Annotated in this window: 28 protein-coding genes and 5 pseudogenes; 17 read left to right on the top strand and 16 right to left on the bottom strand. The window is 55.6% G+C overall.

Going from position 1 to position 26,854, the window contains the following annotated elements:
* Positions 1–59: 59 nt before the first annotated feature.
* A pseudogene (locus tag AM329_RS15895) lies at positions 60–1,135 on the bottom strand (IS3 family transposase); the annotation flags it as partial.
* Between the two features lie 167 nt (positions 1,136–1,302).
* Between AM329_RS15895 and AM329_RS15885 the strand changes: the two are divergent.
* Positions 1,303–2,271: an IS110 family transposase gene (locus AM329_RS15885; RefSeq protein WP_028016388.1), complete on the top strand. Its 969-nt coding sequence runs from the start codon at positions 1,303–1,305 to the stop codon at positions 2,269–2,271.
* An 18-nt stretch (positions 2,272–2,289) separates the two neighbouring features.
* Here AM329_RS15885 and AM329_RS15880 read toward each other — a convergent pair.
* Positions 2,290–2,454, bottom strand: a pseudogene (locus AM329_RS15880) (transposase); the annotation flags it as partial.
* A 144-nt stretch (positions 2,455–2,598) separates the two neighbouring features.
* On the opposite strand from AM329_RS15880, the gene AM329_RS25600 reads away from it, so the two are divergent.
* Entirely contained in the window at positions 2,599–3,147 is a 549-nt protein-coding gene (locus AM329_RS25600; protein ID WP_223479944.1) for a hypothetical protein, read from the top strand.
* Between the two features lie 62 nt (positions 3,148–3,209).
* On the opposite strand, the gene AM329_RS15870 is transcribed toward AM329_RS25600, so the two are convergent.
* A complete protein-coding gene (locus AM329_RS15870; protein WP_048859499.1) occupies positions 3,210–3,881 on the bottom strand; it encodes a CPBP family intramembrane glutamic endopeptidase in 672 nt (223 codons plus the stop codon).
* A 969-nt stretch (positions 3,882–4,850) separates the two neighbouring features.
* On the opposite strand from AM329_RS15870, the gene AM329_RS15865 reads away from it, so the two are divergent.
* A complete protein-coding gene (locus AM329_RS15865) occupies positions 4,851–5,750 on the top strand; it encodes an integrase domain-containing protein (RefSeq protein ID WP_006786007.1) in 900 nt (299 codons plus the stop codon).
* Positions 5,751–5,816: 66 nt separating this feature from the next.
* Here AM329_RS15865 and AM329_RS15860 read toward each other — a convergent pair whose 3' ends face one another.
* Positions 5,817–6,434, bottom strand: a complete 618-nt coding sequence (locus AM329_RS15860) for a recombinase family protein (protein ID WP_032608310.1) — start codon at positions 6,432–6,434, stop codon at positions 5,817–5,819.
* A 195-nt stretch (positions 6,435–6,629) separates the two neighbouring features.
* Here AM329_RS15860 and AM329_RS15850 point away from each other — a divergent pair, with 195 nt between their 5' ends.
* From AM329_RS15850 to AM329_RS15835, 4 genes are read left to right on the top strand one after another with little or no spacing between them, the layout of a single operon-like run.
* Positions 6,630–8,312 carry a Mu transposase C-terminal domain-containing protein gene (locus AM329_RS15850; RefSeq protein WP_010791757.1) on the top strand — a complete coding sequence of 561 codons (1,683 nt, stop codon included), beginning with the start codon at positions 6,630–6,632 and terminating at the stop codon, positions 8,310–8,312.
* A gap of 2 nt (positions 8,313–8,314) precedes the next feature.
* Positions 8,315–9,223, top strand: coding sequence for a TniB family NTP-binding protein (locus AM329_RS15845; protein ID WP_000393453.1), 909 nt, complete (start codon positions 8,315–8,317; stop codon positions 9,221–9,223).
* Positions 9,220–10,437, top strand: coding sequence for a TniQ family protein (locus tag AM329_RS15840; RefSeq protein ID WP_000801210.1), 1,218 nt, complete (start codon positions 9,220–9,222; stop codon positions 10,435–10,437). Before AM329_RS15845 ends, AM329_RS15840 begins: the two co-directional genes overlap by 4 nt.
* Positions 10,438–10,497: 60 nt before the next feature.
* Positions 10,498–11,112 carry a recombinase family protein gene (locus AM329_RS15835; RefSeq protein WP_000904941.1) on the top strand — a complete coding sequence of 205 codons (615 nt, stop codon included), beginning with the start codon at positions 10,498–10,500 and terminating at the stop codon, positions 11,110–11,112.
* Between the two features lie 52 nt (positions 11,113–11,164).
* Here the strand turns inward: AM329_RS15835 and merE are convergent, their stop codons facing one another.
* From merE to merT, 6 genes are read right to left on the bottom strand one after another with little or no spacing between them, the layout of a single operon-like run.
* Positions 11,165–11,401 (bottom strand): broad-spectrum mercury transporter MerE, encoded by a 237-nt coding sequence (merE, locus tag AM329_RS15830; protein ID WP_001087809.1) that lies wholly within the window; start codon positions 11,399–11,401, stop codon positions 11,165–11,167.
* Positions 11,398–11,763, bottom strand: coding sequence for a mercury resistance co-regulator MerD (gene merD, locus AM329_RS15825; protein WP_003465059.1), 366 nt, complete (start codon positions 11,761–11,763; stop codon positions 11,398–11,400). The genes merE and merD overlap by 4 nt, the downstream gene beginning before the upstream one ends.
* 16 nt (positions 11,764–11,779) lie before the next feature.
* Entirely contained in the window at positions 11,780–13,426 is a 1,647-nt protein-coding gene (gene merA, locus AM329_RS15820; protein ID WP_000136268.1) for a mercury(II) reductase, read from the bottom strand.
* A complete protein-coding gene (merF, locus tag AM329_RS15815) occupies positions 13,423–13,668 on the bottom strand; it encodes a mercury resistance system transport protein MerF (RefSeq protein ID WP_000654684.1) in 246 nt (81 codons plus the stop codon). The genes merA and merF overlap by 4 nt, the downstream gene beginning before the upstream one ends.
* Positions 13,669–13,670: 2 nt before the next feature.
* On the bottom strand, positions 13,671–13,946 hold the full coding sequence (gene merP / locus AM329_RS15810; protein ID WP_000735441.1) for a mercury resistance system periplasmic binding protein MerP: 276 nt from the start codon (positions 13,944–13,946) through the stop codon (positions 13,671–13,673).
* A 15-nt stretch (positions 13,947–13,961) separates the two neighbouring features.
* Entirely contained in the window at positions 13,962–14,312 is a 351-nt protein-coding gene (gene merT, locus AM329_RS15805; RefSeq protein ID WP_001294667.1) for a mercuric ion transporter MerT, read from the bottom strand.
* A 71-nt stretch (positions 14,313–14,383) separates the two neighbouring features.
* Between merT and merR the strand changes: the two genes are divergently transcribed.
* Together merR and AM329_RS15795 are read left to right on the top strand one after the other, a co-directional pair.
* The gene (gene merR / locus AM329_RS15800) at positions 14,384–14,818 is read left to right on the top strand and encodes an Hg(II)-responsive transcriptional regulator (protein ID WP_000429838.1); all 435 of its coding nucleotides are present in this window, start codon (positions 14,384–14,386) and stop codon (positions 14,816–14,818) included.
* Positions 14,819–14,917: 99 nt separating this feature from the next.
* Complete coding sequence (locus AM329_RS15795; protein WP_000427623.1) at positions 14,918–15,922, top strand: IS110-like element IS4321 family transposase; 1,005 nt, start codon at positions 14,918–14,920, stop codon at positions 15,920–15,922.
* A 181-nt stretch (positions 15,923–16,103) separates the two neighbouring features.
* On the opposite strand, the gene AM329_RS15785 is transcribed toward AM329_RS15795, so the two are convergent.
* From AM329_RS15785 to AM329_RS15775, 3 genes are all read right to left on the bottom strand, one after another.
* A complete protein-coding gene (locus AM329_RS15785; RefSeq protein WP_074422537.1) occupies positions 16,104–16,280 on the bottom strand; it encodes an integrase in 177 nt (58 codons plus the stop codon).
* Positions 16,281–16,315: 35 nt separating this feature from the next.
* On the bottom strand, positions 16,316–16,642 hold the full coding sequence (locus AM329_RS15780; protein WP_003100858.1) for a hypothetical protein: 327 nt from the start codon (positions 16,640–16,642) through the stop codon (positions 16,316–16,318).
* A 254-nt stretch (positions 16,643–16,896) separates the two neighbouring features.
* A complete protein-coding gene (locus AM329_RS15775; protein ID WP_003465043.1) occupies positions 16,897–17,253 on the bottom strand; it encodes a cupin domain-containing protein in 357 nt (118 codons plus the stop codon).
* A gap of 307 nt (positions 17,254–17,560) precedes the next feature.
* Here AM329_RS15775 and AM329_RS15770 point away from each other — a divergent pair.
* Positions 17,561–18,034 (top strand): annotated as a pseudogene (locus AM329_RS15770) (DUF4158 domain-containing protein); the annotation flags it as partial.
* A 240-nt stretch (positions 18,035–18,274) separates the two neighbouring features.
* On the opposite strand, the pseudogene AM329_RS25595 reads toward AM329_RS15770, so the two are convergent.
* A pseudogene (locus AM329_RS25595) lies at positions 18,275–18,391 on the bottom strand (IS110 family transposase); the annotation flags it as partial.
* A gap of 79 nt (positions 18,392–18,470) precedes the next feature.
* Between AM329_RS25595 and AM329_RS15750 the strand changes: the two are divergent.
* From AM329_RS15750 to arsH, 7 genes and pseudogenes are all read left to right on the top strand, one after another.
* Positions 18,471–19,439: an IS30 family transposase gene (locus AM329_RS15750; RefSeq protein WP_032608318.1), complete on the top strand. Its 969-nt coding sequence runs from the start codon at positions 18,471–18,473 to the stop codon at positions 19,437–19,439.
* A 181-nt stretch (positions 19,440–19,620) separates the two neighbouring features.
* A complete protein-coding gene (locus tag AM329_RS15745) occupies positions 19,621–20,181 on the top strand; it encodes a chlorite dismutase family protein (RefSeq protein WP_002718009.1) in 561 nt (186 codons plus the stop codon).
* Between the two features lie 252 nt (positions 20,182–20,433).
* A pseudogene (locus AM329_RS15740) lies at positions 20,434–21,942 on the top strand (Tn3-like element ISPa38 family transposase); the annotation flags it as partial.
* A 78-nt stretch (positions 21,943–22,020) separates the two neighbouring features.
* Positions 22,021–23,025 (top strand): IS110-like element IS5075 family transposase, encoded by a 1,005-nt coding sequence (locus AM329_RS15735; RefSeq protein ID WP_000427614.1) that lies wholly within the window; start codon positions 22,021–22,023, stop codon positions 23,023–23,025.
* Positions 23,026–23,353: 328 nt separating this feature from the next.
* Positions 23,354–23,638, top strand: coding sequence for a hypothetical protein (locus tag AM329_RS15725; protein ID WP_050596970.1), 285 nt, complete (start codon positions 23,354–23,356; stop codon positions 23,636–23,638).
* Positions 23,639–23,893: 255 nt separating this feature from the next.
* The gene (locus AM329_RS15720; protein WP_001549890.1) at positions 23,894–24,226 is read left to right on the top strand and encodes a helix-turn-helix transcriptional regulator; all 333 of its coding nucleotides are present in this window, start codon (positions 23,894–23,896) and stop codon (positions 24,224–24,226) included.
* Between the two features lie 5 nt (positions 24,227–24,231).
* Entirely contained in the window at positions 24,232–24,945 is a 714-nt protein-coding gene (gene arsH / locus AM329_RS15715) for an arsenical resistance protein ArsH (RefSeq protein WP_025801347.1), read from the top strand.
* A 57-nt stretch (positions 24,946–25,002) separates the two neighbouring features.
* Here the strand turns inward: arsH and arsC are convergent, their stop codons facing one another.
* Positions 25,003–25,431, bottom strand: coding sequence for a glutaredoxin-dependent arsenate reductase (arsC, locus tag AM329_RS15710; RefSeq protein ID WP_001549888.1), 429 nt, complete (start codon positions 25,429–25,431; stop codon positions 25,003–25,005).
* Positions 25,432–25,480: 49 nt separating this feature from the next.
* On the bottom strand, positions 25,481–26,764 hold the full coding sequence (locus AM329_RS15705) for an arsenic transporter (protein ID WP_001549887.1): 1,284 nt from the start codon (positions 26,762–26,764) through the stop codon (positions 25,481–25,483).
* Between the last annotated feature and the right edge of the window lie 90 nt (positions 26,765–26,854).

Genomic DNA, 26,854 nt, shown 5'->3' with positions numbered 1-26,854 from the left:
CTATACGGCAGGGTTTACAGTCTGTTACATGGTGAATAAGTCAAGCGTTGGATTGGCCCCTATATTTCCAGACACTTTTTATCGCTTAACCCATTACTGGTTCGCCGCCGCAGATATTCCCGTGGCGAACGATATCCCAGTGCACTGTGCGGATGCCATTCGTTGTAATGTTCGAAGGCCTCCGCAAGGTTCTTTGCCGCTGTTAACCCGTCAGGTTTTGGCATGATACTGATGTAGTCGCGCTTCATCGTTTTCACGAAGCTCTCCGCCATTCCGTTGCTTTCTGGACTACGTACCGCCGTATGTTTTGGCTCCAGTCCTACCATTCTGGCGAACTGACGCGTCTGATGAGAACGGTAGGCTGAACCGTTGTCTGTCAGCCACTCAACGGGGGATGTCGGCAGCCTGTTACCGAAGCGACGCTCTACTGCACCCAGCATGACGTCCTGCACGGTTTCACTGTCATATCCACCGGTACTTGCCGCCCAGTGAAGTGCCTCGCGATCGCAACAGTCCAGCGCGAACGTGACCCGCAGTTTTTCACCGTTATCACAGCTGAACTCGAAGCCGTCGGAGCACCACCGCTGGTTACTTTCTCCAACGGCCACTTTCCCTCTATGCGCCCGCTTCGAGGGCGGTATTGCCGGTTTACGCTCAAGCAGCAGCGCATTCTGACGCATGATACGGTATACGCGTTTGGCATTGATCACCGCCATGTCGTCAGTTTCTGATTGTCTGCGCAGCAGTGCCCATACACGACGATAACCATAGGTGGGCAGATCGTCGATAACGGTATGGATACGAGCCAGCGCTTCAGTATCATCAGGCTTGCGCTTGCACCGACGATCCTGCCAGCCCTTCGACCGACGGGCCATGGCATGCAGTTGCGCACGTGAGACCCGGAGGCAACGACTGACAAGGCTTATTCGCCATCCTCCGGCAACAAGGGCACGTGCGCTATCCACTTTTTTTGTCGGCCATATTCAACGGCTTCTTTCAGCAGCTCGTTTTCCATGGTTTTTTTGCCCAGCAGGCGCTGTAACTCTTTAATTTGCTTCATTGCAGATGCCAGCTCCGACGCGGGTACAACCTGTTCACCAGCGGCAACCGCAGTGAGACTGCCTTCCTTGTATCTTGGAGACTGATTAAAATTAATACGATTAGATTTGGCAAAACGTATGCAGCCCGATGCCTTCCAGGGTTCAAGCCCGTATATCAGCGACTGGCGCATACGCTGAGCCACTCATCTGAAACCCGAACAGTTGTCCGTATTCCATAACGTATTTGCAAGGAGGGGTAAAAATGAGTCAGCCAAATCCACTTTGTGTGGGCATCGATGTTTCCAAAGCCACACTGGACATCGCTGCCAGCAGTGATGTTGCTCAGTTTACAGTCAGCAATGACTCTGATGGCTTTAACGCGATTATTACCGGACTGAGACGGCACTCCGTTGCTCTGGTTCTGATGGAGGCCACTGGTGGGCTGGAAGTTGCGGTGGCCTGTTCGCTTCAGGCCGAAGGTTTTGAGGTTGCCGTGGTCAATCCCAGGCAGGCCCGTGACTTCGCCCGTGCAATGGGATATCTTGCGAAGACCGACCGAATTGATGCCAGAGTCCTCACGCAGATGGCTGAGGTTATTAATCGTCACCCTGAGCGGAAACGCTTTATCAGGGCACTGCCGGATGCTGAACGTCAGGCCCTTGCTGCAATGGTGGTTCGCAGACGCCAGTTGATTGCGATGTTGGTGGCTGAGCGTAACCGACTGTATCCATCCCATCCACAGAACAAGAAAAGCATTAATACCATCATTAAAGCGCTGGAAGATGAGCTTGCCAGGCTCGAGAAAGACATGAACAGTCACATCCGGAACCACTTTAAAGAGATTGCTGAGCGCCTGAGCAGTATCAAAGGTGTAGGCACCATGACCGTTTCCGCGATGTTGGCGGAGATTCCGGAACTGGGAACGCTCTCCCGGCGCGAAATCAGTGCGCTTATAGGTGTTGCTCCTGTCAACCGGGACTCAGGGACTATGCGTGGCCGGCGAACCATTTTTGGCGGCAGGGCTGGCGTAAGATCAGCACTGTACATGGCTGCGCTTGTGGCAACCCGCTTTAATCCGGTGATAAAAACGTTTTATGTGCGCCTGCTTGCAGCCGGAAAGGCCAAAAAAGTGGCGCTGGTAGCCTGTATGCGTAAGCTGCTTACCATCCTGAACGCAATGCTCAGAAAGAACGAAGAATGGGATGAGTCGTACCACCACGTTGCTCCATAATTTTTACCTTCAAGACAGTTGCTGATATTGCTTACGCCACAGGAACAGCTGACTGGCAGCAACGCCATGCTGACGGGCGACCAGCGACACGGTCATTCCGGGCTCAAAGCTCTGCTGAACAATGGCGATTTTTTCCTGAACGCTGCGCCGTCTGCGCTTCTCTGGACCTAGAACATCAATCATTCGGACTCCAACGACTAGTCTAAAACTAGTATTAAGACTATCACTAATTTAAGTGATACCAACTGTCTGGAGATTCATGGGGCCAGTCTAAGCGTACTTTTCATTGACCGCTTTTTTAGTAAATATGTTTGGAGGATATGGATCGTGAGGAGTCTTACCGCCATTTTAATAATTCCTGCTCTTGTCACAGCCTGTAGCATGCAGGAAATAGCAGATACAAATAAGAAAATCAGTGATGGTGCTTCAGGTATAATGAACTCTTTGAGGGGAAACTCTAACCCATCAACTGATGTTACAACACCAATGCATTTACCTCAGTCATTAAAAAAAGAATCCAAGTCTAAAAATTATACTGTAGCTGTTGATGTAGATACTGCTGCTGCCAGAATAAAAAGACATTACAAGTTTATGTCAAGTCAGGAGCTGGATAGTTTACGGAATAGCTCTAATGACGGGGCATGGAAAGCGGTCGCTGAAGATGATGCACATCCAGTTTGGGAGGCAATACCTGGTAGCTATTATAAAATGGGATCTGACTGGAATGATAACGATCATTTAGATGTAGAAATTGAAAAAAACGGGAGTGGGAGTAAACTCTATATAACATATTCTTCGGCATCTGCAGAAAGGCTATCGGGATCTGGCGTACAGAAGTTGATGAAGGAAATTCATTCCGTGGCTATAGGTGAGTGATATTTTATCGGGAAAAGGTAGTTATCATTATGTGTTAATGATAACTACCTTTTGTAGTTGGTTTATTTTAACTCAATATATAGGCCAAGCGCGATACAAAAAGCATGCAGTAGAATTGGTAAAAGAAGCCCTCTGCTTTGATATCTTGCTCCACAGAAAATTAATGAAAGTGAAAACATTTGGATTTTGGTGGGCAATGAATACTGTGTGTGTATAACTGCAAACAAAACAGAAACTGTCAGCCCACCGATGATATAGCCCGCCTTTTCACCAAGGGCGTTTAAAAAAGAACTCAGGATAATTCCTCTGAAAACCAGTTCCTCCAGTAGAGGGAAAATAATAATTGTGGCTGCGATTTTTACAGCTGCCATTCCATGTGACAAACCTTTAGTAAATTCTGTAACGAAGGGTTCTTTCGGCGTAAGGTAGTATGAAGCAGTGTAAGCAATAATTATGAGCAAGAAAAAAACAAATGACTGCTTGTTAGGTTTCCCCCAGGTTAATCCTTGGTAAAGTGAGGTGTTATTTAATAAGTGAGTTATGGATAAAAAAATTAAAAGCATCATCAGAGGCTTAATTATCTGCAAATGTAATATTGAGAAATCAAGCCTAGTCATTAAGAATATATTTAGATCAATAGAGGTTAATAATAAATAAAAGAATAAAAAGTTATAGAATCCGAAAGTCAGAATCATAAGGCGTTGTTTTAAAATATCCATATCAACCACTTTCATCGGAGAAAACTACATATTACTCACCCAAAAAACGATGTCTACATCCATTTGACGTCGTATTTCCCTGTTGGTACTATCAAACTGTTGTACTGTCGCACTGGCGACCACCAATGCTCTTGTAGCCTGTGATGAGCGCCTTCGGGTGGCTACAGTCGCACTTAAGCTGCGACCACCAATGTTCCGGCAGTCTGTGAGGAGCGCCTTCGGGTGACTGCACAATAAAACTCTCTAAGCCTGAAAGGGAGTACATGAAAAATGTGGCAAATCTGCTCACCTTTGAAAGCAGATATCGTCTATGAAAGCGCACTATGACGCGGCGATGAAGGTTTACTGTGTAGCAAATCTGCCAGTTTCAATTCACTTCCGTTCTGTGAACGGCATCAGTTCAACGTCTTCTCATTTGCAGTGATACGCCCTGAGTTTCGTACGACTTTTGCATCGACGGATAAGGCCATTTGGTACATTTGGCCGCTTACGGAGTTGCATTAGGAGCACGAAGCTGCGCGGCGTCACTTGTGAAGTGGCGAAGACACTACCAAGTGACGCGCGCAGCGCATAACGTCTCAACCCACGTACGACGTGGTTTTCAACGTTTTACTACCATCTGACCAACATGTAGTCCGTGTCAGTACGGTATTAAACTCACTTTTACATCAACGTAAGCACGACGGAAGGCCGTCTGAACGTTCAACTATCAGTAAGGAGGAAATCGACTCGGTATCGATGGCGACACTACGAACAGTAGTGTTGGAGGCAGCTTGACGTAAGTCAGCTCTGCATAAGCAGCAAACAGATCAGAGATCTGGGGTGCCTCGCAAGAACTCAACAATTCGCCGCCCCGATGCACAGATACCAGTTGAGACGCAGGAAGCGCAAAAGCAACCGTGTCGTCGGGGATGAATTACTGGGGTACAGATCCGTCCGCTTATTTACAAGCCGAGGGACGTGTATCCCTGTGGAGATATAGGAATGTCCAGATTCAGTAAACAGCTGTGCAAACAACTTGTCACACTTGCTCGTCAGGGACGGGGAAGTTATAAAACTGTGGCTGACCGCTCAAGAATTGCAGAACGTTTTTCTGAACGTCTGTCTGAACTGAATATTCAGATTAGGGACGTAAAACATATCAAAACTTCCCATATTGAAAAGTATATTGAGAGCAGGAAGGCAGACAGTTTGTCTCTCCGGACGTTACAGAATGAGATGTCTGCTATCCGCTCTGTTTTATTATCAGCAGGGAGAAATAAACTGGCCGATCCCAATCATACCAGCCTGAGTAATCAGGCCCTGGGAATTTCTGGTGCTAACCGGGATGGAACTAAACTCCCTATTACAGATGAAAAACTTAATGCGGTTGTGAATTTTGCGCTTAAAAAAGATGAAGGTGTTGCGCTCGCGGTACAACTTTCCCGATATCTGGGATTGAGAACGGAAGAAACCGTGCAGTCCGCAAAGTCGTTAAAAACATGGAAGCAGTCATTGATTAACAATAATGAGCGTGTCCGTGTTGTTTTCGGGACGAAAGGCGGGCGGCCGAGAGAAACAACAGTTTTCAATCGTGAAAAAGTTTTATCAATTCTGGATAAGGCAATTCATTATGTCAGTGAACATAACGGAAAGCTGATTGATAAACCCTCTCTGCATACCGCAATTGATCGTTACCGAAATATTGTAAGAGAGGCAGGGATGAATGGTAAAAATGCGCCGCACAGTTTACGTTATGCTTACTCACGGGATGCTGTAAATCATCATATTAAAAATGGAATGAGTCGCGACGAAGCCGAGGCATTAGTTTCAATGGACCTGGGCCACGGAGATGGCCGGGGGCGGTATATCAAACAGGTTTATTTTCGTGGGGAAACAGAATAGACGTTTTTACACTTCAATTTTAGGATGTAACGCCACAGCACAATCAGGGCTGTGGCTTATTCAAAATCAATCTTTATTCTTACATGCTCTAATAACGGTCATGCGTGATACGCCAGCGAGCCTTGCCGTTTCGTTTATTGACTTTCCGTTTTTCTTGCGGAGAGTTCTTATTAATTCATGTTTTTCCTTGTCTGCCAGCCTTCCCCTGTATTTTCCCTTCTCCCTGGCGCTTGTAATTCCCACCATCTGCCTTCTGCGGCGATCTTCATAATCTTTACGAGCAATTGCGGCTAACATGTCCAGCATCATATTATTCACTGCCCGGAGCATACTACGGGTAAAGTCATCAGCTGAGGAGCTGGATAGCGCAATATGACTTGTAGGCAGATCAAGGCTTATTATTGAAAGCGATTTCTCATGAATCATCTTTTTTAAAGACTCCCAGCCGTTATCATCCAAACGTGAAAGCCGATCTACTTGTTCTATAACTATCGCATCTCCTGGCTCTGCATCCTGAAGCAGTCTCATCAGTTCCGGTCGATGCAATGCTGCACCTGAAGCATTTTCAACATACCAGCCAGCTATGCGATGATTGTGTTGTTGAGCAAAGTCCTTGAGCCTCGCTTTTGCACGCAACGCATCCTGTTCTTGTGTTGAAGCACGAAGATATCCAAATATAAACAAAGTCCCTCCGGCAGTAACATTAAAATAGTCACATTCCAATTGGTATCATATGTGTCATTTTCAGAAGACGACTGCACCAATTGACGGGGCGTAACGCCAGATGTGCAGGCGACTCCTGACAACGCAATATCAGAAGTCATCTGCACCAATCTCGACTATGCTCAATACTCGTGTGCACCAAAGCGAGGTGTGAGCATGGCGTCAGACACATCATTGATTGCCGAGCAAGGCGTGGCCACCCTGCCCGATGCGGCTTGGGCGCAGGCCCGGCAACGGGCGGAAATCATCGGGCCGCTGGCAGCGCTTGATGTGGTCGGGCATGAAGCCGCCGATGCCGCTGCTCACGCGCTTGGCCTGTCCAGGCGGCAGGTGTATGTCCTAATCCGCCGTGCCCGGCAAGGTGCTGGGCTTGTGACGGACCTGGCTCGCAGCCGATCCGGCGGCGGAAAAGGCAAGGGACGCTTGCCGGAATCAGTTGAGCGCATCATCCGCGAGTTGCTGCAAAAGCGCTTCCTGACCAAGCAGAAGCGTAGCCTGGCAGCGTTCCACCGCGAGGTCGCGCAGGCTTGCAAAGCGCAAAAGCTGCGGGCGCCGGCGCGCAACACCGTGGCTCTGCGGATCGCCGGCCTCGATCCGCTCAAGGCCACTCGCCGCCGGGAAGGTCAGGATGCGTCCCGCAGCCTGCAAGGTGTCGGTGGTGAGCCTCCCGCCGTGACCGCGCCACTGGAACAAGTGCAGATTGATCACACGGTCATCGACCTGATCGTGGTGGACGAGCGCGACCGGCAACCGATTGGCCGTCCGTATCTGACCATCGCCATCGACGTGTTTACCCGCTGCGTGCTCGGCATGGTCGTCACGCTGGAAGCGCCGTCATCTGTTTCGGTCGGCCTGTGCCTTGTGCATGTCGCCTGCGACAAGCGTCCCTGGCTGGAGGGTCTGAACATAGAAATGGAGTGGCCGATGAGCGGCAAGCCCAGGCTGCTCTACCTGGACAACGCGGCCGAGTTCAAGAGCGAAGCGCTACGCCGAGGCTGCGAGCAGCATGGCATCCGGCTTGACTATCGCCCGCTCGGGCAGCCGCACTACGGCGGCATCGTGGAACGGATCATCGGCACGGCGATGCAGATGATCCACGACGAATTGCCAGGGACGACCTTCTCCAACCCTGACCAGCGCGGCGACTACGATTCCGAAAACAAGGCCGCCCTGACGCTGCGTGAGCTGGAGCGCTGGCTCACATTGGCGGTCGGCACCTACCACGGCTCCGTGCACAACGGCCTGCTCCAGCCGCCGGCAGCGCGCTGGGCCGAAGCTATCGCGCGGACCGGCGTGCCAACCGTCATCACTCGCACCACGGCTTTTCTGGTCGATTTTCTGCCCATCATCCGCCGCACGCTGACCCGCACCGGCTTCGTCATCGACCACATCCATTACTACGCCGATGCGCTCAAGCCGTGGATAGCTCGGCGCGACCGCTTGCCTGCGTTCCTGATCCGGCGCGACCCGCGCGACATCAGCCGCATTTGGGTGCTGGAGCCGGAGGGGCAGCACTATCTGGAAATTCCATACCGCACCTTGTCGCACCCGGCTGTCACCCTCTGGGAACAACGACAGGCGCTGGCGAAATTGCGGCAGCAAGGGCGCGAACAGGTGGATGAGTCGGCGCTGTTTCGCATGATCGGCCAGATGCGCGAAATCGTGTCCACCGCGCAGAAAGCTACGCGCAAGGCGCGGCGCGACGCGGATCGACGCCAGCATCTCAAGGCAACGGCAGTTCTTTTCAAAACCACGCCACCACCGGACGCGGACATGGCTGACCCGCAGGCAGACAACCAGCCACCTGCCAAACCGTTCGACCAGATTGAGGAGTGGTAGCCGTGGAAGAATATCCCATCATCGACTTGTCCCACCTGATGCCGGTGGCCCAGGGCTTGGCCCGTCTTCCGGCGGACGAACGCATCCATCGCCTTCGCGCTGACCGCTGGATCGGCTATCCGCGAGCAGTCGAGGCGCTGAATCGGCTGGAAGCCCTGTATGCGTGGCCGAACAAACAACGCATGCCCAACCTGCTGTTGGTCGGTCCAACCAACAACGGCAAGTCGATGATCGTCGAGAAATTCCGCCGCACCCACCCGGCCAGCTCCGACGCCGACCAGGAGCACATTCCGGTACTGGTCGTGCAGATGCCATCCGAACCGTCGGTAATCCGCTTCTACGTCGCGCTACTTGCCGCGATGGGCGCGCCATTGCGCCCGCGCCCACGGCTGCCGGAAATGGAGCAATTGGCGCTGGCACTGCTACGCAAGGTCGGCGTGCGCATGCTGGTGATCGACGAATTGCACAACGTCCTGGCCGGCAACAGCGTCAACCGCCGGGAATTCCTCAACCTGCTGCGTTTCCTCGGCAACGAGCTGCGCATCCCGCTGGTCGGGGTCGGCACACGCGATGCCTACTTGGCGATCCGCTCGGACGACCAGTTGGAAAACCGCTTCGAGCCGATGATGCTGCCGGTGTGGGAGGCCAACGACGATTGCTGCTCACTGCTGGCCAGCTTCGCGGCTTCGCTCCCGCTGCGGCGACCCTCGTCGATTGCCACGCTGGATATGGCCCGCTACCTGCTCACGCGCAGCGAGGGCACCATCGGCGAGCTGGCGCACCTGTTGATGGCGGCGGCCGTCGCTGCCGTGGAGAGCGGTGAGGAAGCGATCAACCATCGCACGCTCAGCATGGCCGATTACACCGGTCCCAGCGAGCGGCGGCGGCAATTCGAGCGGGAACTGATGTGAAGCCAGCGCCACACTGGCCACTGCATCCGGCTCCCAGGGAAGGCGAAGCCTTGTCTTCGTGGCTCAACCGCGTGGCCCTTTGCTATCACATGGAGGTGTCCGAGCTGCTGGAGCACGATCTTGGTCACGGCCAGGTTGATGACCTGGACACCGCGCCACCACTGGCGCTGCTGGCGATGCTCTCCCAGCGGAGCGGCATCGAGCCGGACCGGCTGCGTTGCATGAGTTTCGCCGGCTGGGTGCCTTGGCTACTGGACAGCCTTGATGATCAGATTCCAGACGCATTGGAAACCTATGCGTTCCAGCTCTCGGTGCTGCTGCCGAAACTCCGCCGTAGGACGCGATCCATCACGAGCTGGCGTGCCTGGCTGCCCAGCCAGCCGATACATCGCGCCTGCCCGCTCTGTCTGAACGACCCGGCAAACCAAGCCGTACTGCTTGCATGGAAGCTGCCCCTGATGCTGAGCTGCCCGCTGCATGGCTGCTGGCTGGAATCCTATTGGGGCGTGCCTGGGCGGTTTCTCGGCTGGGAGAACGCCGACACTGCGCCGCGCACCGCCAGCGACGCGATTGCGGTGATGGACCGGCGCACCTGGCAGGCACTGACGACCGGCCATGTGGAGCTGCCGCGCCGACGCATCCACGCTGGATTGTGGTTTCGGCTACTACGCACGCTGCTCGATGAGCTGAACACCCCGCTTTCGACGTGCGGAACCTGCGCGGGGTATCTCCGCCAAGTCTGGGAAGGCTGCGGGCATCCGCTGCGTGCTGGGCAAAGTCTGTGGCGACCGTATGAAACCCTGAACCCGGCAGTACGGTTGCAGATGCTGGAGGCGGCGGCAACGGCAATCAGCTTGATTGAGATGAGGGATATAAGCCCGCCGGGCGAGCATGCAAAGCTGTTCTGGTCCGAACCCCAAACCGGTTTCACCAGTGGCCTGTCGGCGAAAACGCCGAAGCCCGAACCCGTCGATCACTGGCAACGGGCAGTCCAGGCCATCGATGAGGCCATCATTGAAGCGCGGCACGACCCCGAGACGGCACGCTCGCTGTTCGCGTTGGCTTCCTATGGTCGGCGCGACCCCGCTTCCCTGGAACAGTTGCGCGCCACCTTCGCAAAGGAAGGCATCCCCCCGGAATTCCTGTCACATTACGTGCCTGATGGACCCTTTGCATGTCTTAGACAGAATGACGGGTTAAGTGACAAATTTTGACGACCAGAACTTTCCGGTGCACACTGTCACATAATCGAACGTATATGTGACAGGTACGACATGCTGATAGGCTACATGCGGGTATCGAAGGCGGACGGCTCCCAGGCTACCGATTTGCAGCGCGACGCGCTGATTGCCGCCGGGGTCGATCCAGTACATCTTTACGAGGACCAGGCATCCGGCATGCGCGAGGATCGGCCCGGCTTGACGAGCTGCCTGAAGGCGTTGCGAACTGGCGACACACTGGTCGTGTGGAAACTGGATCGGCTCGGACGCGACCTGCGACATCTCATCAACACCGTGCACGACCTGACTGGGCGCGGCATCGGCTTGAAGGTATTAACCGGGCACGGCGCGGCCATCGACACCACGACCGCCGCCGGCAAGCTGGTCTTTGGCATCTTCGCCGCCCTGGCCGAGTTCGAGCGCGAGTTGATCGCGGAGCGCACGATTGCCGGCCTAGCCTCGGCCCGCGCGCGCGGGCGGAAAGGCGGCCGGCCGTTCAAGATGACCGCCGCCAAGCTGCGGCTGGCGATGGCGGCAATGGGTCAGCCAGAGACCAAGGTCGGCGACCTGTGCCAGGAACTTGGCGTCACGCGGCAGACCCTGTATCGGCATGTTTCACCCAAGGGTGAGCTACGTCCAGATGGCGAGAAGCTACTCAGCCGAATTTGATGCCGGCATGAGGCAACGTAGCGACAGCGTGGTTTGTCTCAATGGGAAGCGCTCATGATCGATCTTTGAAGGCCCGCAGCAGTCGTGTCACAGACAGGACGAACAAACCGGTCAGCGTGAGGGCTGCGATACCCCAGTACTCTCCGATGAACGCGCCGGCCGTCGTGCCGGCCAGCACAATGGCGAGAATCGGCAAATGGCAGGGACAGGTGAGCACGGCCAGCGCGCCCCACAGGTAGCCGGTGATCGGTTTGTGCGTCTCGGACGGCAAGCGCTCGGGGCTGTTCATGGCAGACTCTCCGCGTGCTGTGCCGGCTCGGTCGGCATGGTGGCCAACTGCACCTCCAGATCGGCCAACGCTTCGCGCCGACGCTCGACGAACTGGCGCAGAACGGCAAGCTGCGCGGCCGCTTCATCGCCGTCCGCAGCATCCAGCGCCCGGCACAGCCGCGCCAGCGCGTCCAGGCCGATGCCCGCCTCGAAGGCCGCCCGCACGAAGCACAGCCGTTGCAAGGCGGCATCATCGAACAGGCCATAGCCGCCCGGGGTGCACGCCACCGGACGCAGCAATCCGCGCAGCAGGTAGTCGCGCACGATATGCACGCTCACCCCGGCATCAAGGGCCAGCCGGGACACGGTGTAGGCGCTCATTGAAAACCTCCTTTTTTTATCCAGCGCAGCAGGAAAGCTGCTTCACGTCCTTGTTGAAGGTCTGCGCCGCAAGCTTCAACCCCTCGACCATTGTCAGGTAGGGGAACAACTGGTCGGCCAGTTCCTGCACCGTCATGCGGTTGCGGATGGCGAGCACCGCCGTCTGGATCAGTTCGCCCGCTTCCGGGGCCACCGCCTGCACGCCGATGAGCCGTCCGCTACCTTCCTCGATGACCAGCTTGATGAAGCCGCGTGTGTCGAAGTTGGCAAGCGCTCGCGGAACGTTGTCGAGTGTCAGCGTGCGACTGTCGGTCTCGATGCCATCGTGGTGCGCTTCCGCCTCGCTGTAGCCCACGGTGGCGACTTGCGGGTCGGTGAACACCACTGCCGGCATCGCGGTCAGATTGAGGGCTGCGTCGCCGCCGGTCATGTTGATCGCGGCACGGGTGCCGGCGGCCGCTGCCACGTAGACGAACTGCGGCTGGTCGGTGCAGTCGCCGGCCGCGTAGATGTTCGGGTTGCTCGTGCGCATGCCTTGGTCGATAACGATGGCCCCTTGCGCATTGACAGTGACCCCCGCCGCGTCCAGCGCGAGGCTGCGCGTATTCGGTGCCCGACCGGTGGCAACCAGCAACTTGTCAGCGCGTAATTCACCGTGTCCGGTGGTCAGCACGAATTCGCCGTTCACATGGGCGACCTGGCTGGCTTGCGTGTGCTCCAGCACCTCGATGCCCTCGGCGCGGAAAGCGGCTGTCACGGCCTCGCCGATGGCCGGGTCTTCCCGGAAGAACAAGGTGCTGCGTGCCAGGATCGTGACCTGGCTGCCGAGCCGGGCAAAGGCTTGCGCCAGTTCCAACGCCACCACCGACGAACCGATCACGGCCAGGCGTGCGGGAATGGTGTCGCTGACAAGCGCTTCGGTGGAAGTCCAGTAGGGTGACTCTTTCAGGCCCGGAATCGGCGGCACGGCCGGACTGGCACCGGTGGCGACCAGGCAGCGGTCGAACGTTACCTCGCGCTCGCCACCCTCGTTCAAACGGACGACCAGGCTCTGGTCGTCCTTGAAACGCGCTTCACCGTGCAAAACGGTGATGGCTGGATTGCCGTCCAGGATGCCTTCGTATTTGGCGTGCCGCAGTTCATCGACACGGGCCTGCTGCTGGGCCAGCAGTTTGCTGCGGTCAATCGCAGGCACAGTTGCCGCAATACCGCCGTCGAACGGACTTTCCCGGCGCAGATGGGCAATATGGGCAGCGCGGATCATGATCTTGGACGGCACACAGCCGATATTGACGCAGGTGCCGCCGATGGTGCCGCGTTCGATCAGCGTGACCGTCGCGCCTTGCTCGACGGCCTTCAGCGCCGCCGCCATCGCGGCCCCGCCGCTGCCAATGATGGCGATATGCAAACCGGCGCCCTCAAGTGCATCACGGATTTTTGGTTCATCTTTGAAATCACCAACCCGGATCGAGCCTTGATAACCCAATGCGGCGATGGCGGCCAGCAGTTGGTTGTGGCTCACGGCGGTGTCTGCCATGACTTGCGCGCGGCTTTCTGGATAGGACACCACAGCGGCATTCACGCCGGGAATCTTTTCCAAAGCATCTTTGACATGGGTGGCGCAGGATGTGCAGGTCATGCCATTCACGGTGATTTCGGTCATTTTTTTACTCCATTGAATTTCGGGGTGCAGCAGGCATCGGCTTGGCGTTTTCGTTGGATGGCGTAGATGGTCAAGCCGATGAAAATCGCCAGCGCAGGCAGCAGCACATAGTCCAGATAGCCGGTCAGCGCGGACAAGCCGACCACACCGAGCAAAATGACCAGAACAGGGGTGAAGCAACACAGCGCCACGAGGGTTGTGCCAATGATGCTGACCCGCAGCAGTGTCTTCGGGTCTTTCATGATCAGTTCTTGACTGATGATGGGTAGCCCGCATCCTCGGTAGCCTTGGTCAGTTTCTGCACGCTGGTCTTGGCATCATCGAAGGTGACCACCGCTTCGCGCGTCTCGAAGGTCACGTCAACTTTACTGACGCCATCGACCTTGGAAATCGCCTTCTTGACAGTGATCGGACAGGCCGAGCAGGTCATGCCCGGTACGGACAGCGTAACGGTCTGGGTGGCGGCCCACACGGGGGCAACAACGGCAGCGAGGGCAAGGGCGGAAAGCAGCTTTTTCATGGTGAACTCCTGTGATCAATAGAAAAATGGCACGACGTAGGGAAATCCGAGCGCGACCAAAACCAGCACGGCCACGCCCCAGAAAATGAGCTTGTAAGTAGCTCGCACTTGGGGAATCGCGCAAACCTCACCCGGTTTGCAGGCGGCTGACGGCCGGTAGATGCGCCGCCAGGCGAAGAACAACGCCACCAGCGCCACGCCGATAAAGATGGGGCGATAGGGTTCCAACACCGTCAAGTTGCCGATCCAAGCGCCGCTGAACCCCAAGGCGATCAGAACCAGCGGCCCGAGGCAGCAAGCCGAGGCGAGGATGGCGGCCAGCCCGCCAGTGAAGAGCGCGCCGCGCCCGTTTTGAGGTTCAGACATACGTTTGTCCTTTCGAATCTGAATTGGATAGCTTAAGCTTACTTCCGTAGTTATGTACGGAGTCAAGCGATATGGAAAACAATTTGGAGAACCTGACCATTGGCGTTTTCGCCAGGACGGCCGGGGTCAATGTGGAGACCATCCGGTTCTATCAGCGCAAGGGCTTGCTCCCGGAACCGGACAAGCCTTACGGCAGCATTCGCCGCTATGGCGAGACGGATGTAACGCGGGTGCGCTTCGTGAAATCAGCCCAGCGGTTGGGTTTCAGCCTGGATGAGATCGCCGAGCTGCTGCGGCTGGAGGATGGCACCCATTGCGAGGAAGCCAGCAGCCTGGCCGAGCACAAGCTCAAGGACGTGCGCGAGAGGATGGCTGACCTGGCGCGCATGGAGGCCGTGCTGTCTGATTTGGTGTGCGCCTGCCATGCGCGGAAGGGGAACGTTTCCTGCCCGCTGATTGCGTCACTGCAAGGGAAGAAAGAACCGCGCAGTGCGGACGCGGTGTAGCCCGAGGGAACTACGCCTTAGCGTGCTTTATTTAATGAGATGGTCACTCCCTCCTTCCCGGTACTATGCTGAGGACAGGCTTTCATTCGGAGAACTATCATGGAAAACATTGCGCTCATTGGTATCGATCTGGGTAAAAACTCTTTCCATATTCATTGCCAGGATCGTCGCGGGAAGGCTGTTTACCGTAAAAAATTTACCCGGCCAAAGTTGATCGAATTTTTGGCGACATGCCCCGCTACAACCATCGCAATGGAAGCCTGTGGCGGTTCTCACTTTATGGCACGCAAGTTGGAAGAGTTGGGGCATTCCCCAAAGCTGATATCACCACAATTTGTCCGCCCGTTCGTTAAAAGCAATAAAAACGACTTTGTCGACGCCGAAGCTATTTGTGAAGCTGCATCGCGTCCGTCTATGCGTTTTGTGCAGCCCAGAACGGAATCTCAGCAGGCAATGCGGGCTCTGCATCGTGTCCGTGAATCCCTGGTTCAGGATAAGGTAAAAACAACCAATCAAATGCATGCTTTTCTGCTGGAATTTGGCATTAGCGTTCCCCGAGGAGCTGCCGTTATTAGCCGACTGAGTACCATTCTTGAGGATAATAGTTTGCCTCTTTACCTCAGCCAGTTATTGCTGAAATTACAACAGCATTATCACTATCTTGTTGAGCAGATTAAAGATTTGGAATCCCAGTTGAAACGAAAGTTGGACGAAGATGAGGTTGGACAGCGCTTGCTGAGCATTCCCTGCGTCGGAACACTGACAGCGAGTACTATTTCAACTGAGATTGGCGACGGGAAGCAGTACGCCAGCAGCCGTGACTTTGCGGCGGCAACAGGGCTTGTACCCCGACAGTACAGCACGGGAGGTAGGACGACATTGCTGGGAATTAGTAAGCGAGGTAATAAAAAGATCCGAACTTTGTTGGTTCAATGTGCCAGGGTATTCATACAAAAACTGGAACACCAGTCTGGCAAATTGGCCGATTGGGTCAGGGATTTACTGTGCCGGAAAAGCAACTTTGTCGTCACTTGTGCTCTGGCAAACAAGCTGGCCAGAATAGCCTGGGCCCTAACGGCACGACAGCAAACTTATGTAGCATAACGGCAGAAATACACCGGTTTAAAGAATTACTGATCTGGTTTTGCGAATACTGATATTGATGATACTAACGGCCCACCGGCCTGTTGAGGAACCTGTAAAACGGAAAGGCTCATTGAAGCCGTATATTTTCTGGAGGTTCATCAGGCGCGGAACTCATCAAGGCGCGGGAATAAAATCCCATTCAGACGCCGGATAGATTCAAGCAAGCCAACTTGTCGTCAAAATCGGTGTTGCAAAAACGGGAGTGACCATAGATTCCGTTTTCTGAGGCGACTCCAACGTCAGAAAAGACCGTGCGGTCGACTTTTGATATTTCGTGCTGTCGCCTTCTGAAAGTGACACCCGGAGCACCGATCATCCAGAACAGCGCAATGTGCTGATGGAAGGAGAGCTTCATTTGCTCATCCACTTGCGCAGCAGGCGCTTTTTCAGGGAGGCGCGTTCTTGCGGGTTGCGTCCCTTGTGATTGGCGATGCGATCCGCCGTGGCGGCCTGGCGCTTGACGGGCCAGTAGGAGCGGCCATCCTTGCCCATCGACCAGACGCTGCTGGCCTGGTTTTCCAGCAGGGGCAGATGGGCGCTCAGGGCTTCGGGCGACGCGCTGGTCAGCGCCGTGCGCTCACGGGTGCGCCAGCGCTGATGCCAGAGCTTCTTGTCCTCGCGCTCGCTGCCGCAGGTCGTGTGCCCGACGATGGGTGTTTTGCGGCGGCTGCGGCTCATAACGTAGTGGTCTCCAAGAACATTCAGGACTGATCCCAGGCGTCGATGGTCAAGACCTGATCGGCAGGACAGGCGGCTACGCGGTCGGGAACTGGATGGTGTTCAGTCTCATGCCGACCCCATTCGATTGATCGCGTCGCTTGCGGCACGCTGCGACGCAAGGAGGTTTGCGACCTGGTTTAGCAGCCGTGTCCGCTGCATGTCTGTTACCTATCTCCCCGACCGCTCATTGGACCAACTCCAGAGATTGGGCTCTATCGCTCAGCCAATACGAAACCGGCATTGGCTGATGCCACAACCGAGACGAACACAAATGGCTCGGTACCTGTATTTCGCGCCCCGTGCACTTGGCCCGGTCTTGCCACGGCTATCTCACCTTCCCTGAGGGCACGAACAATCCCATTGCCCTGAAAGTAATCAGCCATTCCCGACAAAACAGTCCACGTGTCTTGGCCGTGAGGATGAATGTGAGCCGCAATTTCCTGCCCGGGATGGACATGCCAAACCACGATAATTGAGTCTCGGGTTTCAAGCACAACGGAACGAATAGGCTCGCCTTCGGACGGCTGAACATACTCGGCTACAGAAAATATTCTCGATTCAACAGTCATCGGACATCCCTCTTTCACAGTGCCCCCAGACAGGCTGGATATGAGTTCTAACTCGAATTTGAACGGGAGGCTGGTCGTGCGGTCGTGCAGTTGCCGATGAGCGTGTCGGCTGCTGCCTCCTTGCCCACCAGCGAACCAGACGGTCGCATGCGCATCCTTTCTTATCGAAACTCGTTGAGATGATATGCAATCAAGAATAGAATTTCAAGAACTATTTTCGAGAATCGCAATGCCTTGATTCCCGTGCCGCGCCGGTTGCCTTGGCGGGCTTGTCACAAACCTACGTTTTCAAGAAGAAGGAAACCGCATGCCCCGCCGTTCGATCCTCTCCGCCGCCGAGCGCGAAAGCCTGCTGGCGTTGCCGGACACCAAGGATGAGTTGATCCGTCACTACACGTTCAGCGAAAGCGACCTCTCCATCATCCGGCAGCGGCGCGGCCCGGCCAATCGGCTGGGCTTCGCGGTGCAGCTCTGCTACCTGCGCTTTCCCGGCGTCATCCTTGGCGCTGATGAGCCACCGTTCCCGCCATTGCTGAGACTGGTCGCCAACCAGCTCAAGGTCGGCATCGAAAGCTGGGACGAGTACGGGCAGCGTGAGCAGACCCGACGCGAGCACCTGGTCGAGCTGCAAACGGTGTTCGGCTTCCAGCCGTTCACGATTGGCCACTACCGGCAGGCTGTCCAGTTGCTGACCGAGCTGGCCATGCAAACCGACAAGGGCATCGTGCTGGCCAGAGCCTTGATGGGGACGATAGAGAAAACGGAATCTATGGTCACTCCCGTTTTTGCAACACCGATTTTGACGACAAGTTGGCTTGCTTGAATCTATCCGGCGTCTGAATGGGATTTTATTCCCGCGCCTCGATGAGTTCCGCGCCTGATGAACCTCCAGAAAATATACGGCTTCAATGAGCCTTTCCGTTTTACAGGTTCCTCAACAGGCCGGTGGGCCGTTAGTATCATCAATATCAGTATTCGCAAAACCAGATGAATGATTGTTTAAACTGGTGTATTTCTGCCTTTATGCTTCGTAAGTTTGCTGTCGCGCCGTCAGTGCCCAGGCTATTCTGGCCAGCTTGTTTGCCAGAGCACAGGTGACGACAAAGTTGCTTTTCCGACACAACAACTCCCTCGCGGTTTCGGATAATAAGTGCAATTGGTAAGAGGGCGGCCAGCTGGTAGAGTCGGCGCTCCTCCCGACCAAGAGAAAAGCACTGATGAGCTACAACCAGCTGACCGAAAACGAACGATACCAGATTTACATTCTAAAAAAAGCAGGCCACAGCCAATTGGCGATAGCGGAGAAAATGGAGCGGAGTCCGTCCACGATCAGCCGGGAGCTTCGCCGTAACAGAGGGCTTCGAGGTTATCGGCCTGGGCAGGCACAGAAGCTGTCGAGCGCTAGGAGGCATGATGCCTACAAGGCACGGAAGGTGACGGACGAGGTGCGAGGTGAGATAGAAACCTTGCTTCGTCAGGAGCTGAGTCCGCAGCAGGTTGCCGATTACCTGAGAAGGCACACAGGCGTATGTCTGCACCACGAGACGATTTACCAGTTGATTTACGCAGACAAGGCCAACGGTGGCGATTTGTATAGGCATCTTCGGGTAGCGTCAAAGCCCTATCGCAAGCGCTATGGCAGCTATGATCGGCGAGGGAAGATCAAGAACAGAGTGAGTATTGATGAGCGCCCTGCGGTCGTTGACCGGCGTAGCCGAATTGGTGACTGGGAAGGCGATACGATCATCGGCAAGGGTCGCAAGGGCGTTCTGCTGACGATGGTTGAGCGTAAGACGCTGTATACGGTCATTGTTCGCCTGACGGGCAAAAGAGCCGACCTGCTGGCGGCTGCAGCGATTGAGCATTTGGCGTCGCTCAAAGCCAGAATCAAAACCATCACCTTGGATAATGGTCTTGAATTTTCTGGGCACGAGGATATAGCGAAAGGTCTGGAGGCGGATATTTATTTTGCCCACCCTTATGCATCATGGGAACGAGGGATCAATGAGAATACCAACGGCCTTATCCGCCAGTACTTCCCCAAGGGAACAGACTTAAGCAAGGTGACGGATGAGCAGGTTCAGTTTGTTATGGATCGACTGAACAGCAGACCCAGAGCGACCAGAGGTGGACGATCACCGAATGAGTTATTTATAGGGCGGCGAGACGATTTACTCGCCGCGTAATGAAATTGCAGTTATTACTTGAAACCAAGCGATGCTATATTTACAATTTAACTGGGGGCGCTGGTAAGCGTAATGCAATACTACGCTAAGCGAGGCGAGACGATGATGCACAAGCATGGGATGGGCAGATAGGTTTTTTGAGGCTGTAAAAAAGTTAACACACTCACATGAAGGGGGTGAAATGGATACACGATTATTTGCATTCGTCGGCGGAGACAGCGGTCTTTGGCGGATCGTTGGAACCGAAACCATAGTTGGCAAGTCACTGCCTGAAGCCAAAAGGCTCAACGTAATATCTGCCTCAGAGTTGCAGCCCGAAACCAATGCACCCTGGGTACTTCGCGGAATAACAAGCAATGAACGGTATGTCATGCGCGAAGAGAAGAACGAAATTGTGGTGAAGCAGCAAGGGCTAGCGCGCCCAGAAGCAACTTGCGCTGCGTTGATACCGATCCGAAAAAACGCAGCTTGGTGGGAATTCACGCAAGACGAGCGCCGGAGCGTTTTCGAAAAGTCAAAGCACATCCAAATCGGGCTCAACTACTTGCCTGCAGTAGCGCGCAAGCTCCACCACTGCCGCGACCTCTCTGAAAATGAACCGTTCGATTTTCTCAATTGGTTCGAGTTCGCGCCAACCCATGAGGCTGAGTTCAACGCATTGCTTTCCGAACTGCGTGCAACAGAGGAATGGAAGTACGTTGACAGAGAAGTCGATATCCGTCTCGTGCGAGAGGCGGCGTAGGTCAATCCCCGTCTGACCGCTCAGAGGCGTTAGCGGGCAGCCGGCACTGCATCTATTGATTTTGGATAGCTTGGAACCCGGCATTTCACTTGCAATTAATTCGAGCACGCCGCCATGAAATGCGAGCCGCCGCCGTCGATTGCAAGCTCGTTTGCAGATAGCGTGAGCATCAGCGCGCCGTCAGTTGCAGTTAATTCGAGCCGAAAGCGGCGTCGAATGCGAGCACGCCCGTTTTCAAACGCGAGCCGCTACAACTACCTGGTGCCGCCCGCGAAATTCGCCAGCCTCAAGCAGGCCAGCGAATTGCCGCTGGCCGTGGCCACCGATTGCGACCAGTACCTGCATGACCGGCTGACGCTGCTGGAAACGCAGCTCGCCACCGTCAACCGCATGGCGCTGGCCAACGAGCTGCCGGACGCCATCATCACGGAGTCGGGCCTGAAGATCACGCCGCTCGATGCGGCGGTGCCCGATACCGCACAGGCCCTGATCGACCAGACGGCGATGATCCTACCGCACGTCAAGATCACCGAATTGCTGCTGGAGGTAGACGAATGGACGGGTTTCACCCGGCACTTCGCCCACCTGAAGTCAGGCGACCTGGCCAAGGACAAAAACCTGTTGCTGACCACGATCCTCGCCGACGCGATCAACCTGGGCCTGACCAAGATGGCGGAATCGTGCCCCGGCACGACCTACGCCAAGCTGGCCTGGCTGCAAGCCTGGCACATCCGCGACGAAACCTACGGGGCGGCACTGGCCGAGCTGGTCAACGCGCAGTTCCGACATCCCTTCGCCGAGCATTGGGGCGACGGCACCACGTCATCGTCGGACGGCCAGAACTTCCGCACCGGCAGCAAGGCCGAGAGCACCGGCCACATCAATCCGAAATACGGCAGCAGCCCAGGGCGGACGTTCTACACCCATATCTCCGACCAGTACGCGCCGTTCCACACCAAGGTCGTGAACGTCGGCGTGCGCGACTCGACCTACGTGCTCGACGGCCTGCTGTATCACGAATCCGACCTGCGGATCGAGGAGCACTACACCGACACGGCAGGGTTCACGGACCACGTCTTCGCGTTGATGCACCTGCTGGGCTTCCGCTTCGCCCCGCGCATTCGTGACCTGGGCGACACCAAGCTCTACATCCCGAAGGGCGATGCCACCTACGAGGCGTTGAAACCGATGATCGGCGGCACGCTCAACATCAAGCACGTCCGCGCCCATTGGGATGAAATCCTGCGGATGGCCACCTCGATCAAGCAGGGCACGGCGACGGCCTCGCTGATGCTCAGGAAGCTTGGCAGCTACCCGCGCCAGAACGGCCTGGCCGTCGCCCTGCGTGAGCTGGGACGCATCGAGCGCACACTGTTCATCCTGGACTGGCTGCAAAGCGTCGAGCTGCGCCGCCGCGTGCATGCCGGGCTGAACAAAGGCGAGGCGCGCAACGCGCTGGCCCGCGCCGTGTTCTTCAACCGCCTGGGGGAAATCCGCGACCGCAGCTTCGAGCAGCAGCGCTACCGGGCCAGCGGCCTCAACCTGGTGACGGCGGCCATCGTGCTATGGAACACGGTCTATCTGGAGCGGGCCGCGAACGCCTTGCGTGGCCACGGTCAAGCCGTCGATGACGGCCTGTTGCAGTACCTGTCGCCGCTCGGCTGGGAGCACATCAACCTGACCGGCGATTACCTCTGGCGCAGCAGCGCCAAGATCGGCGCGGGCAAGTTCAGGCCGCTACGGCCGCTGCAACCGGCTTAGCGTGCTTTATTTAATGAGATGGTCACTCCCTCCTTCCCAGTACTATGCTGAGGACAGGCTTTCATTCGGAGAACCATCATGGAAAACATTGCGCTTATTGGTATCGATCTGGGTAAGAACTCTTTCCATATTCATTGTCAGGATCATCGTGGGAAGGCCGTTTACCGTAAAAAATTCACCCGACCAAAGCTAATCGAATTTCTGGCGACATGCCCGGCAACAACCATCGCGATGGAAGCCTGTGGCGGTTCTCACTTTATGGCACGCAAGCTGGCAGAGTTAGGGCATTTTCCAAAGCTGATATCACCGCAATTTGTCCGCCCATTCGTTAAAAGCAACAAAAATGACTTCGTTGATGCTGAAGCTATCTGTGAAGCAGCATCACGTCCATCTATGCGTTTCGTGCAGCCCAGAACCGAATCTCAGCAGGCAATGCGAGCTCTGCATCGTGTCCGTGAATCCCTGGTTCAGGATAAGGTGAAAACAACTAATCAGATGCATGCTTTTCTGCTGGAATTTGGTATCAGCGTTCCGCGAGGTGCTGCCGTTATTAGTCGACTGAGTACCCTTCTTGAGGACAGTAGTTTGCCTCTTTATCTCAGCCAGTTACTGCTGAAATTACAACAGCATTATCACTATCTTGTTGAGCAGATTAAAGATCTGGAATCTCAGTTGAAACGAAAGTTGGACGAAGATGAGGTTGGACAGCGCTTGCTGAGTATTCCCTGCGTTGGAACGCTGACTGCCAGTACTATTTCAACTGAGATTGGCGACGGGAAGCAGTACGCCAGCAGCCGTGACTTTGCGGCGGCAACAGGGCTGGTACCCCGACAGTACAGCACGGGAGGTCGGACGACATTGTTAGGGATTAGCAAGCGGGGCAACAAAAAGATCCGAACTTTGTTGGTTCAGTGTGCCAGGGTATTCATACAAAAACTGGAACACCAGTCTGGCAAGTTGGCCGACTGGGTCAGGGAGTTGTTGTGTCGGAAAAGCAACTTTGTCGTCACCTGTGCTCTGGCAAACAAGCTGGCCAGAATAGCCTGGGCACTGACGGCGCGACAGCAAACTTACGAAGCATAAAGGCAGAAATACACCAGTTTAAACAATCATTCATCTGGTTTTGCGAATACTGATATTGATGATACTAACGGCCCACCGGCCTGTTGAGGAACCTGTAAAACGGAAAGGCTCATTGAAGCCGTATATTTTCTGGAGGTTCATCAGGCGCGGAACTCATCGAGGCGCGGGAATAAAATCCCATTCAGACGCCGGATAGATTCAAGCAAGCCAACTTGTCGTCAAAATCGGTGTTGCAAAAACGGGAGTGACCATAGATTCCGTTTTCTGAGGTGCCCCCTACCAGCAACGCACCGCCGAAGACCGGCAGCAGGAGCGCGAGCAATTCCAGATGGTTAACCGGGGCCTGAAAGACCAGATTCAAGACCTGCAAAACCGGCTCATCCAAGCCGAGTCAAGAGCGTCCGAGCTGATAGACACTAATGCGCAATTACAACGACAAACGCATGAGCTCGAACAGGCCAATGCGATGCACAAAAGCACCTTGGATAGGCAAGTGGCCGATATCCAGAACTTGGAGCATCAACTTAACGACGCCTCGGCAAAAAACCGGGAGCGGAAGCATGAAAGCAAACAATTGGCGGATAATATTGCCGCACTCGCAAGCGGGGTCTGAGGTCCAACCATGCGAAAAACCACGTTAAGAAAGCAACCTTCTGAAAAGGCGACGTTTATCAGTTTTTTTTCCGGCCATAAAGGGGGCGGAAATTATTCCCTGCACGGGTATTCGCAAGGATTTCGGTAGTGCTCTGGCTCTGCCCCCCATAACCTGGCGGACAGAGCATGATTGGGAAAGCGGTACCCTCACGGCAGAAACGATTGACGCAGGCTATATTTCTATTATTCTGGAAATATAGATAAAGGAGGTATTATGGATTTAAACACTGCTGCAAACGCACTTCGAGAACTGGGCCACCCGACACGTCTCAGCATATACCGGGAGCTGGTCAGGGCGGGTCATGAAGGCCTGCCGGTTGGCGAACTGCAGAAGCACCTTGAGATTCCTGCCTCCACGCTCAGCCATCATCTTTCAGCGCTGATATCCGCTGGACTCATAAGCCAGGAACGGCAGAGTCGTACCCTGTTCTGCAGGCCCTGCTATGCGCAGCTTGAGCAATTGATGGCCTTTCTGACAGAAGAATGCTGCGCAGGCGGCAGCTGCAGTCTGTCACCCGCAAAGACTCCCGAAGAGACCCCATTGTGAACAACCTGACTGATGCCCTGAAAAATATCGATCCGGCCCTCCTGGACGCGCCGCTGACGGAAGATAAGCTGAAGGCCAGAGAGATAACGCATCCGCCCCGCATCCTGATGCTCTACGGCTCGCTGCGGGCGCGCTCTTACAGCCGGCTGACAACGGAAGAAGGTGCCCGGCTGCTGACGGCCATGGGCGCGGAGGTGAAAATTTTCAACCCGTCCGGCCTGCCACTGCCCGATGATGCGCCGGAGACGCACCCGAAAGTGGCTGAGCTGCGGGAGCTGGTTCTCTGGTCGGAAGGCATGGTCTGGTGCTCTCCGGAGCGTCACGGGGCCATGACCGGCATCATGAAGGCCCAGATTGACTGGATACCGCTGACGTCAGGCGCGGTCCGCCCGTCACAGGGAAAAACCCTGGCCGTCATGCAGGTCAGCGGCGGCTCACAGTCGTTCAACGCTGTAAATCAGATGCGTATTCTTGGACGCTGGATGCGGATGATCACCATCCCGAATCAGTCATCCGTGGCAAAAGCCTGGGCCGAGTTTGATGAGGATGGCCGCATGAAGCCTTCTTCGTATTATGACCGCATAGTGGACGTCATGGAGGAACTGATGAAGTTCACCCTGCTGACGCGCGGTCGCAGTGATTATCTCACCGACCGCTACAGCGAAAGGAAAGAGAGTGCCGCGCAGCTTTCTGAGCGGGTCAACCAGCGCAGCATATAAAAAAGCCGGCAGATGCCGGCTTTTTCCACACTGTTATGCCCGCAGCCTGGTAAAAAATCAGTGGCTGACGCGGTTCCCGTGCTCATCAATGACGGCTTCGCCGTCCTCTTTGGTAAACGCGCCCTGCTGCGGGTCCGGCAGTATGTCCAGAACCACTTCGGAGGGACGGCACAGCTTCGTGCCGAGCGGTGTCACTACCACCGGGCGATTAATGAGGATCGGATGAGCCAGCATGGCATCGAGCAGTTCGTCATTGCTGAAGCGGTCTTCTGCCAGGCCGAGCTGTTCGTACGGTTCGGTATTTTTGCGCAGCAGGTCGCGCACGCCGATGCCCATATCCGCAATCAGCTTCTTCAGCTCATCGCGTGACGGCGGCGTTTCCAGATACAGAATAACCGTGGGTTCGGCGCCGCTGTTACGGATAAGCGCCAGGGTATTGCGGGATGTCCCGCAGGCCGGGTTGTGGTAAATGGTAATGTCAGTCATAAGCGGTACTCCGTAAAGGGGCTGCACGGGCGCAGCCCCGGGGTTAAAGTTAAACAGACAGGCGCAGGGCCAGCGCGGCCAGCGTGACAAAAAGCACCGGCAGGGTCATCACGATGCCCACGCGGAAGTAATAGCCCCAGCTGATGGTGATGTTTTTCTGTGCCAGCACGTGCAGCCACAGCAGGGTTGCGAGGCTGCCGATAGGGGTTATTTTCGGGCCGAGGTCACAGCCGATGACGTTGGCGTAAATCATCGCCTGCTTCACCACGCCCTGTGCGCTACTACCGTCAATCGACAACGCGCCAACCAGCACGGTGGGCATGTTGTTCATGACGGACGAGAGTGCCGCCGTCAGGAAGCCGGTGCCGAGCGTTGCGCCCCATACGCCGTGCTCTGCAAACCGGTTCAGGGCGGCGGAAAGGTAATCAGTCAGTCCGGCGTTACGCAGTCCGTATACCACCAGATACATGCCCAGCGAAAAGATAACGATCTGCCAGGGCGCGCCTTTCAGCACCCTGCCGGCGTCAATCACGTGTCCTTTGCGGGCAACCAGCCAGAGAATAAACGCCGCCACCGCCGCCACCAGGCTGACCGGCACGCCGAGCGGCTCCAGAGCAAAAAAGCCAACCAGCAGAAGAACCAAAACCACCCAGCCAGCCTTAAAGGTTCGTGCATCCCGGATGGCTTCCCGCGGTGCCTTCAGCTTCGCCAGGTCATAGGTGACCGGGATGTCCCTGCGGAAAAAGAGATGAAGCATCACCAGCGTGGCCGCAATGGAGGCAATGTTCACCGGCACCATGACGGATGCGTACTCGCTGAAGCCCAGCGTAAAGAAGTCAGCCGTTACGATGTTCACCAGGTTCGATACGATGAGCGGCAGGCTGGAGGTGTCAGCGATAAAGCCCGCTGCCATCACAAACGCCAGCGTGGAGCCGGGAGTGAATCCCAGCGCCAGCAGCATGGCAATAACGATCGGCGTCAGAATTAGCGCGGCTCCGTCATTGGCAAACAGCGCCGCCACTGCGGCACCCAGCAGAACGATATACGTGAACAGCAGCCGGCCCCTGCCGCCTCCCCAGCGGGAAACGTGCAGCGCGGCCCACTCAAAAAAGCCGGACTCATCGAGCAGCAGGCTGATAATGATGACCGCAATGAACGTGCCCGTGGCGTTCCAGACAATCTGCCAGACCACCGGAATATCACCGATGTGCACCACGCCGGTCAGCAGCGCCAGCGCCGCACCGATGACGGCACTCCAGCCAATGCTCAGCCCCTTCGGCTGCCAGATGACCAGTACCAGCGTCAGGATGAAAATCGCACCTGCCAGAAACATACCCGCTCCTATTGAATACAAATGCCTGTTAAACCGGACTGATAAATTTTCGATGCGTAATATATTCGATAATCCAGATATATACCGGTA

The sequence above is a fragment of the Enterobacter cloacae complex sp. AR_0002 genome, assembly GCF_001922365.1.
Classification (GTDB): domain Bacteria; phylum Pseudomonadota; class Gammaproteobacteria; order Enterobacterales; family Enterobacteriaceae; genus Enterobacter; species Enterobacter hormaechei_C.
This window is presented reverse-complemented; position numbering and strand designations above follow the sequence as displayed.

Bases quoted from the DNA above. Each gene is read 5' to 3' on its own strand.
- AM329_RS15795 (WP_000427623.1), top strand. From the start codon at position 14,918: ATGGAAAACATTGCGCTCATTGGTATCGATCTGGGTAAAAACTCTTTC.
- AM329_RS15865 (WP_006786007.1), top strand. From the start codon at position 4,851: ATGTCCAGATTCAGTAAACAGCTGTGCAAACAACTTGTCACACTTGCT.
- merE (WP_001087809.1), bottom strand. From the start codon at position 11,401: ATGAACAGCCCCGAGCGCTTGCCGTCCGAGACGCACAAACCGATCACC.
- merP (WP_000735441.1), bottom strand. From the start codon at position 13,946: ATGAAAAAGCTGCTTTCCGCCCTTGCCCTCGCTGCCGTTGTTGCCCCC.
- AM329_RS15835 (WP_000904941.1), top strand. From the start codon at position 10,498: ATGCTGATAGGCTACATGCGGGTATCGAAGGCGGACGGCTCCCAGGCT.
- AM329_RS15720 (WP_001549890.1), top strand. From the start codon at position 23,894: ATGGATTTAAACACTGCTGCAAACGCACTTCGAGAACTGGGCCACCCG.
- merF (WP_000654684.1), bottom strand. From the start codon at position 13,668: ATGAAAGACCCGAAGACACTGCTGCGGGTCAGCATCATTGGCACAACC.
- AM329_RS15785 (WP_074422537.1), bottom strand. From the start codon at position 16,280: ATGATCGGTGCTCCGGGTGTCACTTTCAGAAGGCGACAGCACGAAATA.
- merA (WP_000136268.1), bottom strand. From the start codon at position 13,426: ATGACCGAAATCACCGTGAATGGCATGACCTGCACATCCTGCGCCACC.
- arsC (WP_001549888.1), bottom strand. From the start codon at position 25,431: ATGACTGACATTACCATTTACCACAACCCGGCCTGCGGGACATCCCGC.
- AM329_RS15885 (WP_028016388.1), top strand. From the start codon at position 1,303: ATGAGTCAGCCAAATCCACTTTGTGTGGGCATCGATGTTTCCAAAGCC.
- merT (WP_001294667.1), bottom strand. From the start codon at position 14,312: ATGTCTGAACCTCAAAACGGGCGCGGCGCGCTCTTCACTGGCGGGCTG.
- AM329_RS15750 (WP_032608318.1), top strand. From the start codon at position 18,471: ATGAGCTACAACCAGCTGACCGAAAACGAACGATACCAGATTTACATT.
- AM329_RS15735 (WP_000427614.1), top strand. From the start codon at position 22,021: ATGGAAAACATTGCGCTTATTGGTATCGATCTGGGTAAGAACTCTTTC.
- AM329_RS15850 (WP_010791757.1), top strand. From the start codon at position 6,630: ATGGCGTCAGACACATCATTGATTGCCGAGCAAGGCGTGGCCACCCTG.
- AM329_RS15725 (WP_050596970.1), top strand. From the start codon at position 23,354: ATGGTTAACCGGGGCCTGAAAGACCAGATTCAAGACCTGCAAAACCGG.
- AM329_RS15780 (WP_003100858.1), bottom strand. From the start codon at position 16,642: ATGAGCCGCAGCCGCCGCAAAACACCCATCGTCGGGCACACGACCTGC.
- merD (WP_003465059.1), bottom strand. From the start codon at position 11,763: ATGAGCGCCTACACCGTGTCCCGGCTGGCCCTTGATGCCGGGGTGAGC.
- AM329_RS15745 (WP_002718009.1), top strand. From the start codon at position 19,621: ATGGATACACGATTATTTGCATTCGTCGGCGGAGACAGCGGTCTTTGG.
- merR (WP_000429838.1), top strand. From the start codon at position 14,384: ATGGAAAACAATTTGGAGAACCTGACCATTGGCGTTTTCGCCAGGACG.
- AM329_RS15705 (WP_001549887.1), bottom strand. From the start codon at position 26,764: ATGTTTCTGGCAGGTGCGATTTTCATCCTGACGCTGGTACTGGTCATC.
- AM329_RS15775 (WP_003465043.1), bottom strand. From the start codon at position 17,253: ATGACTGTTGAATCGAGAATATTTTCTGTAGCCGAGTATGTTCAGCCG.
- AM329_RS15870 (WP_048859499.1), bottom strand. From the start codon at position 3,881: ATGAAAGTGGTTGATATGGATATTTTAAAACAACGCCTTATGATTCTG.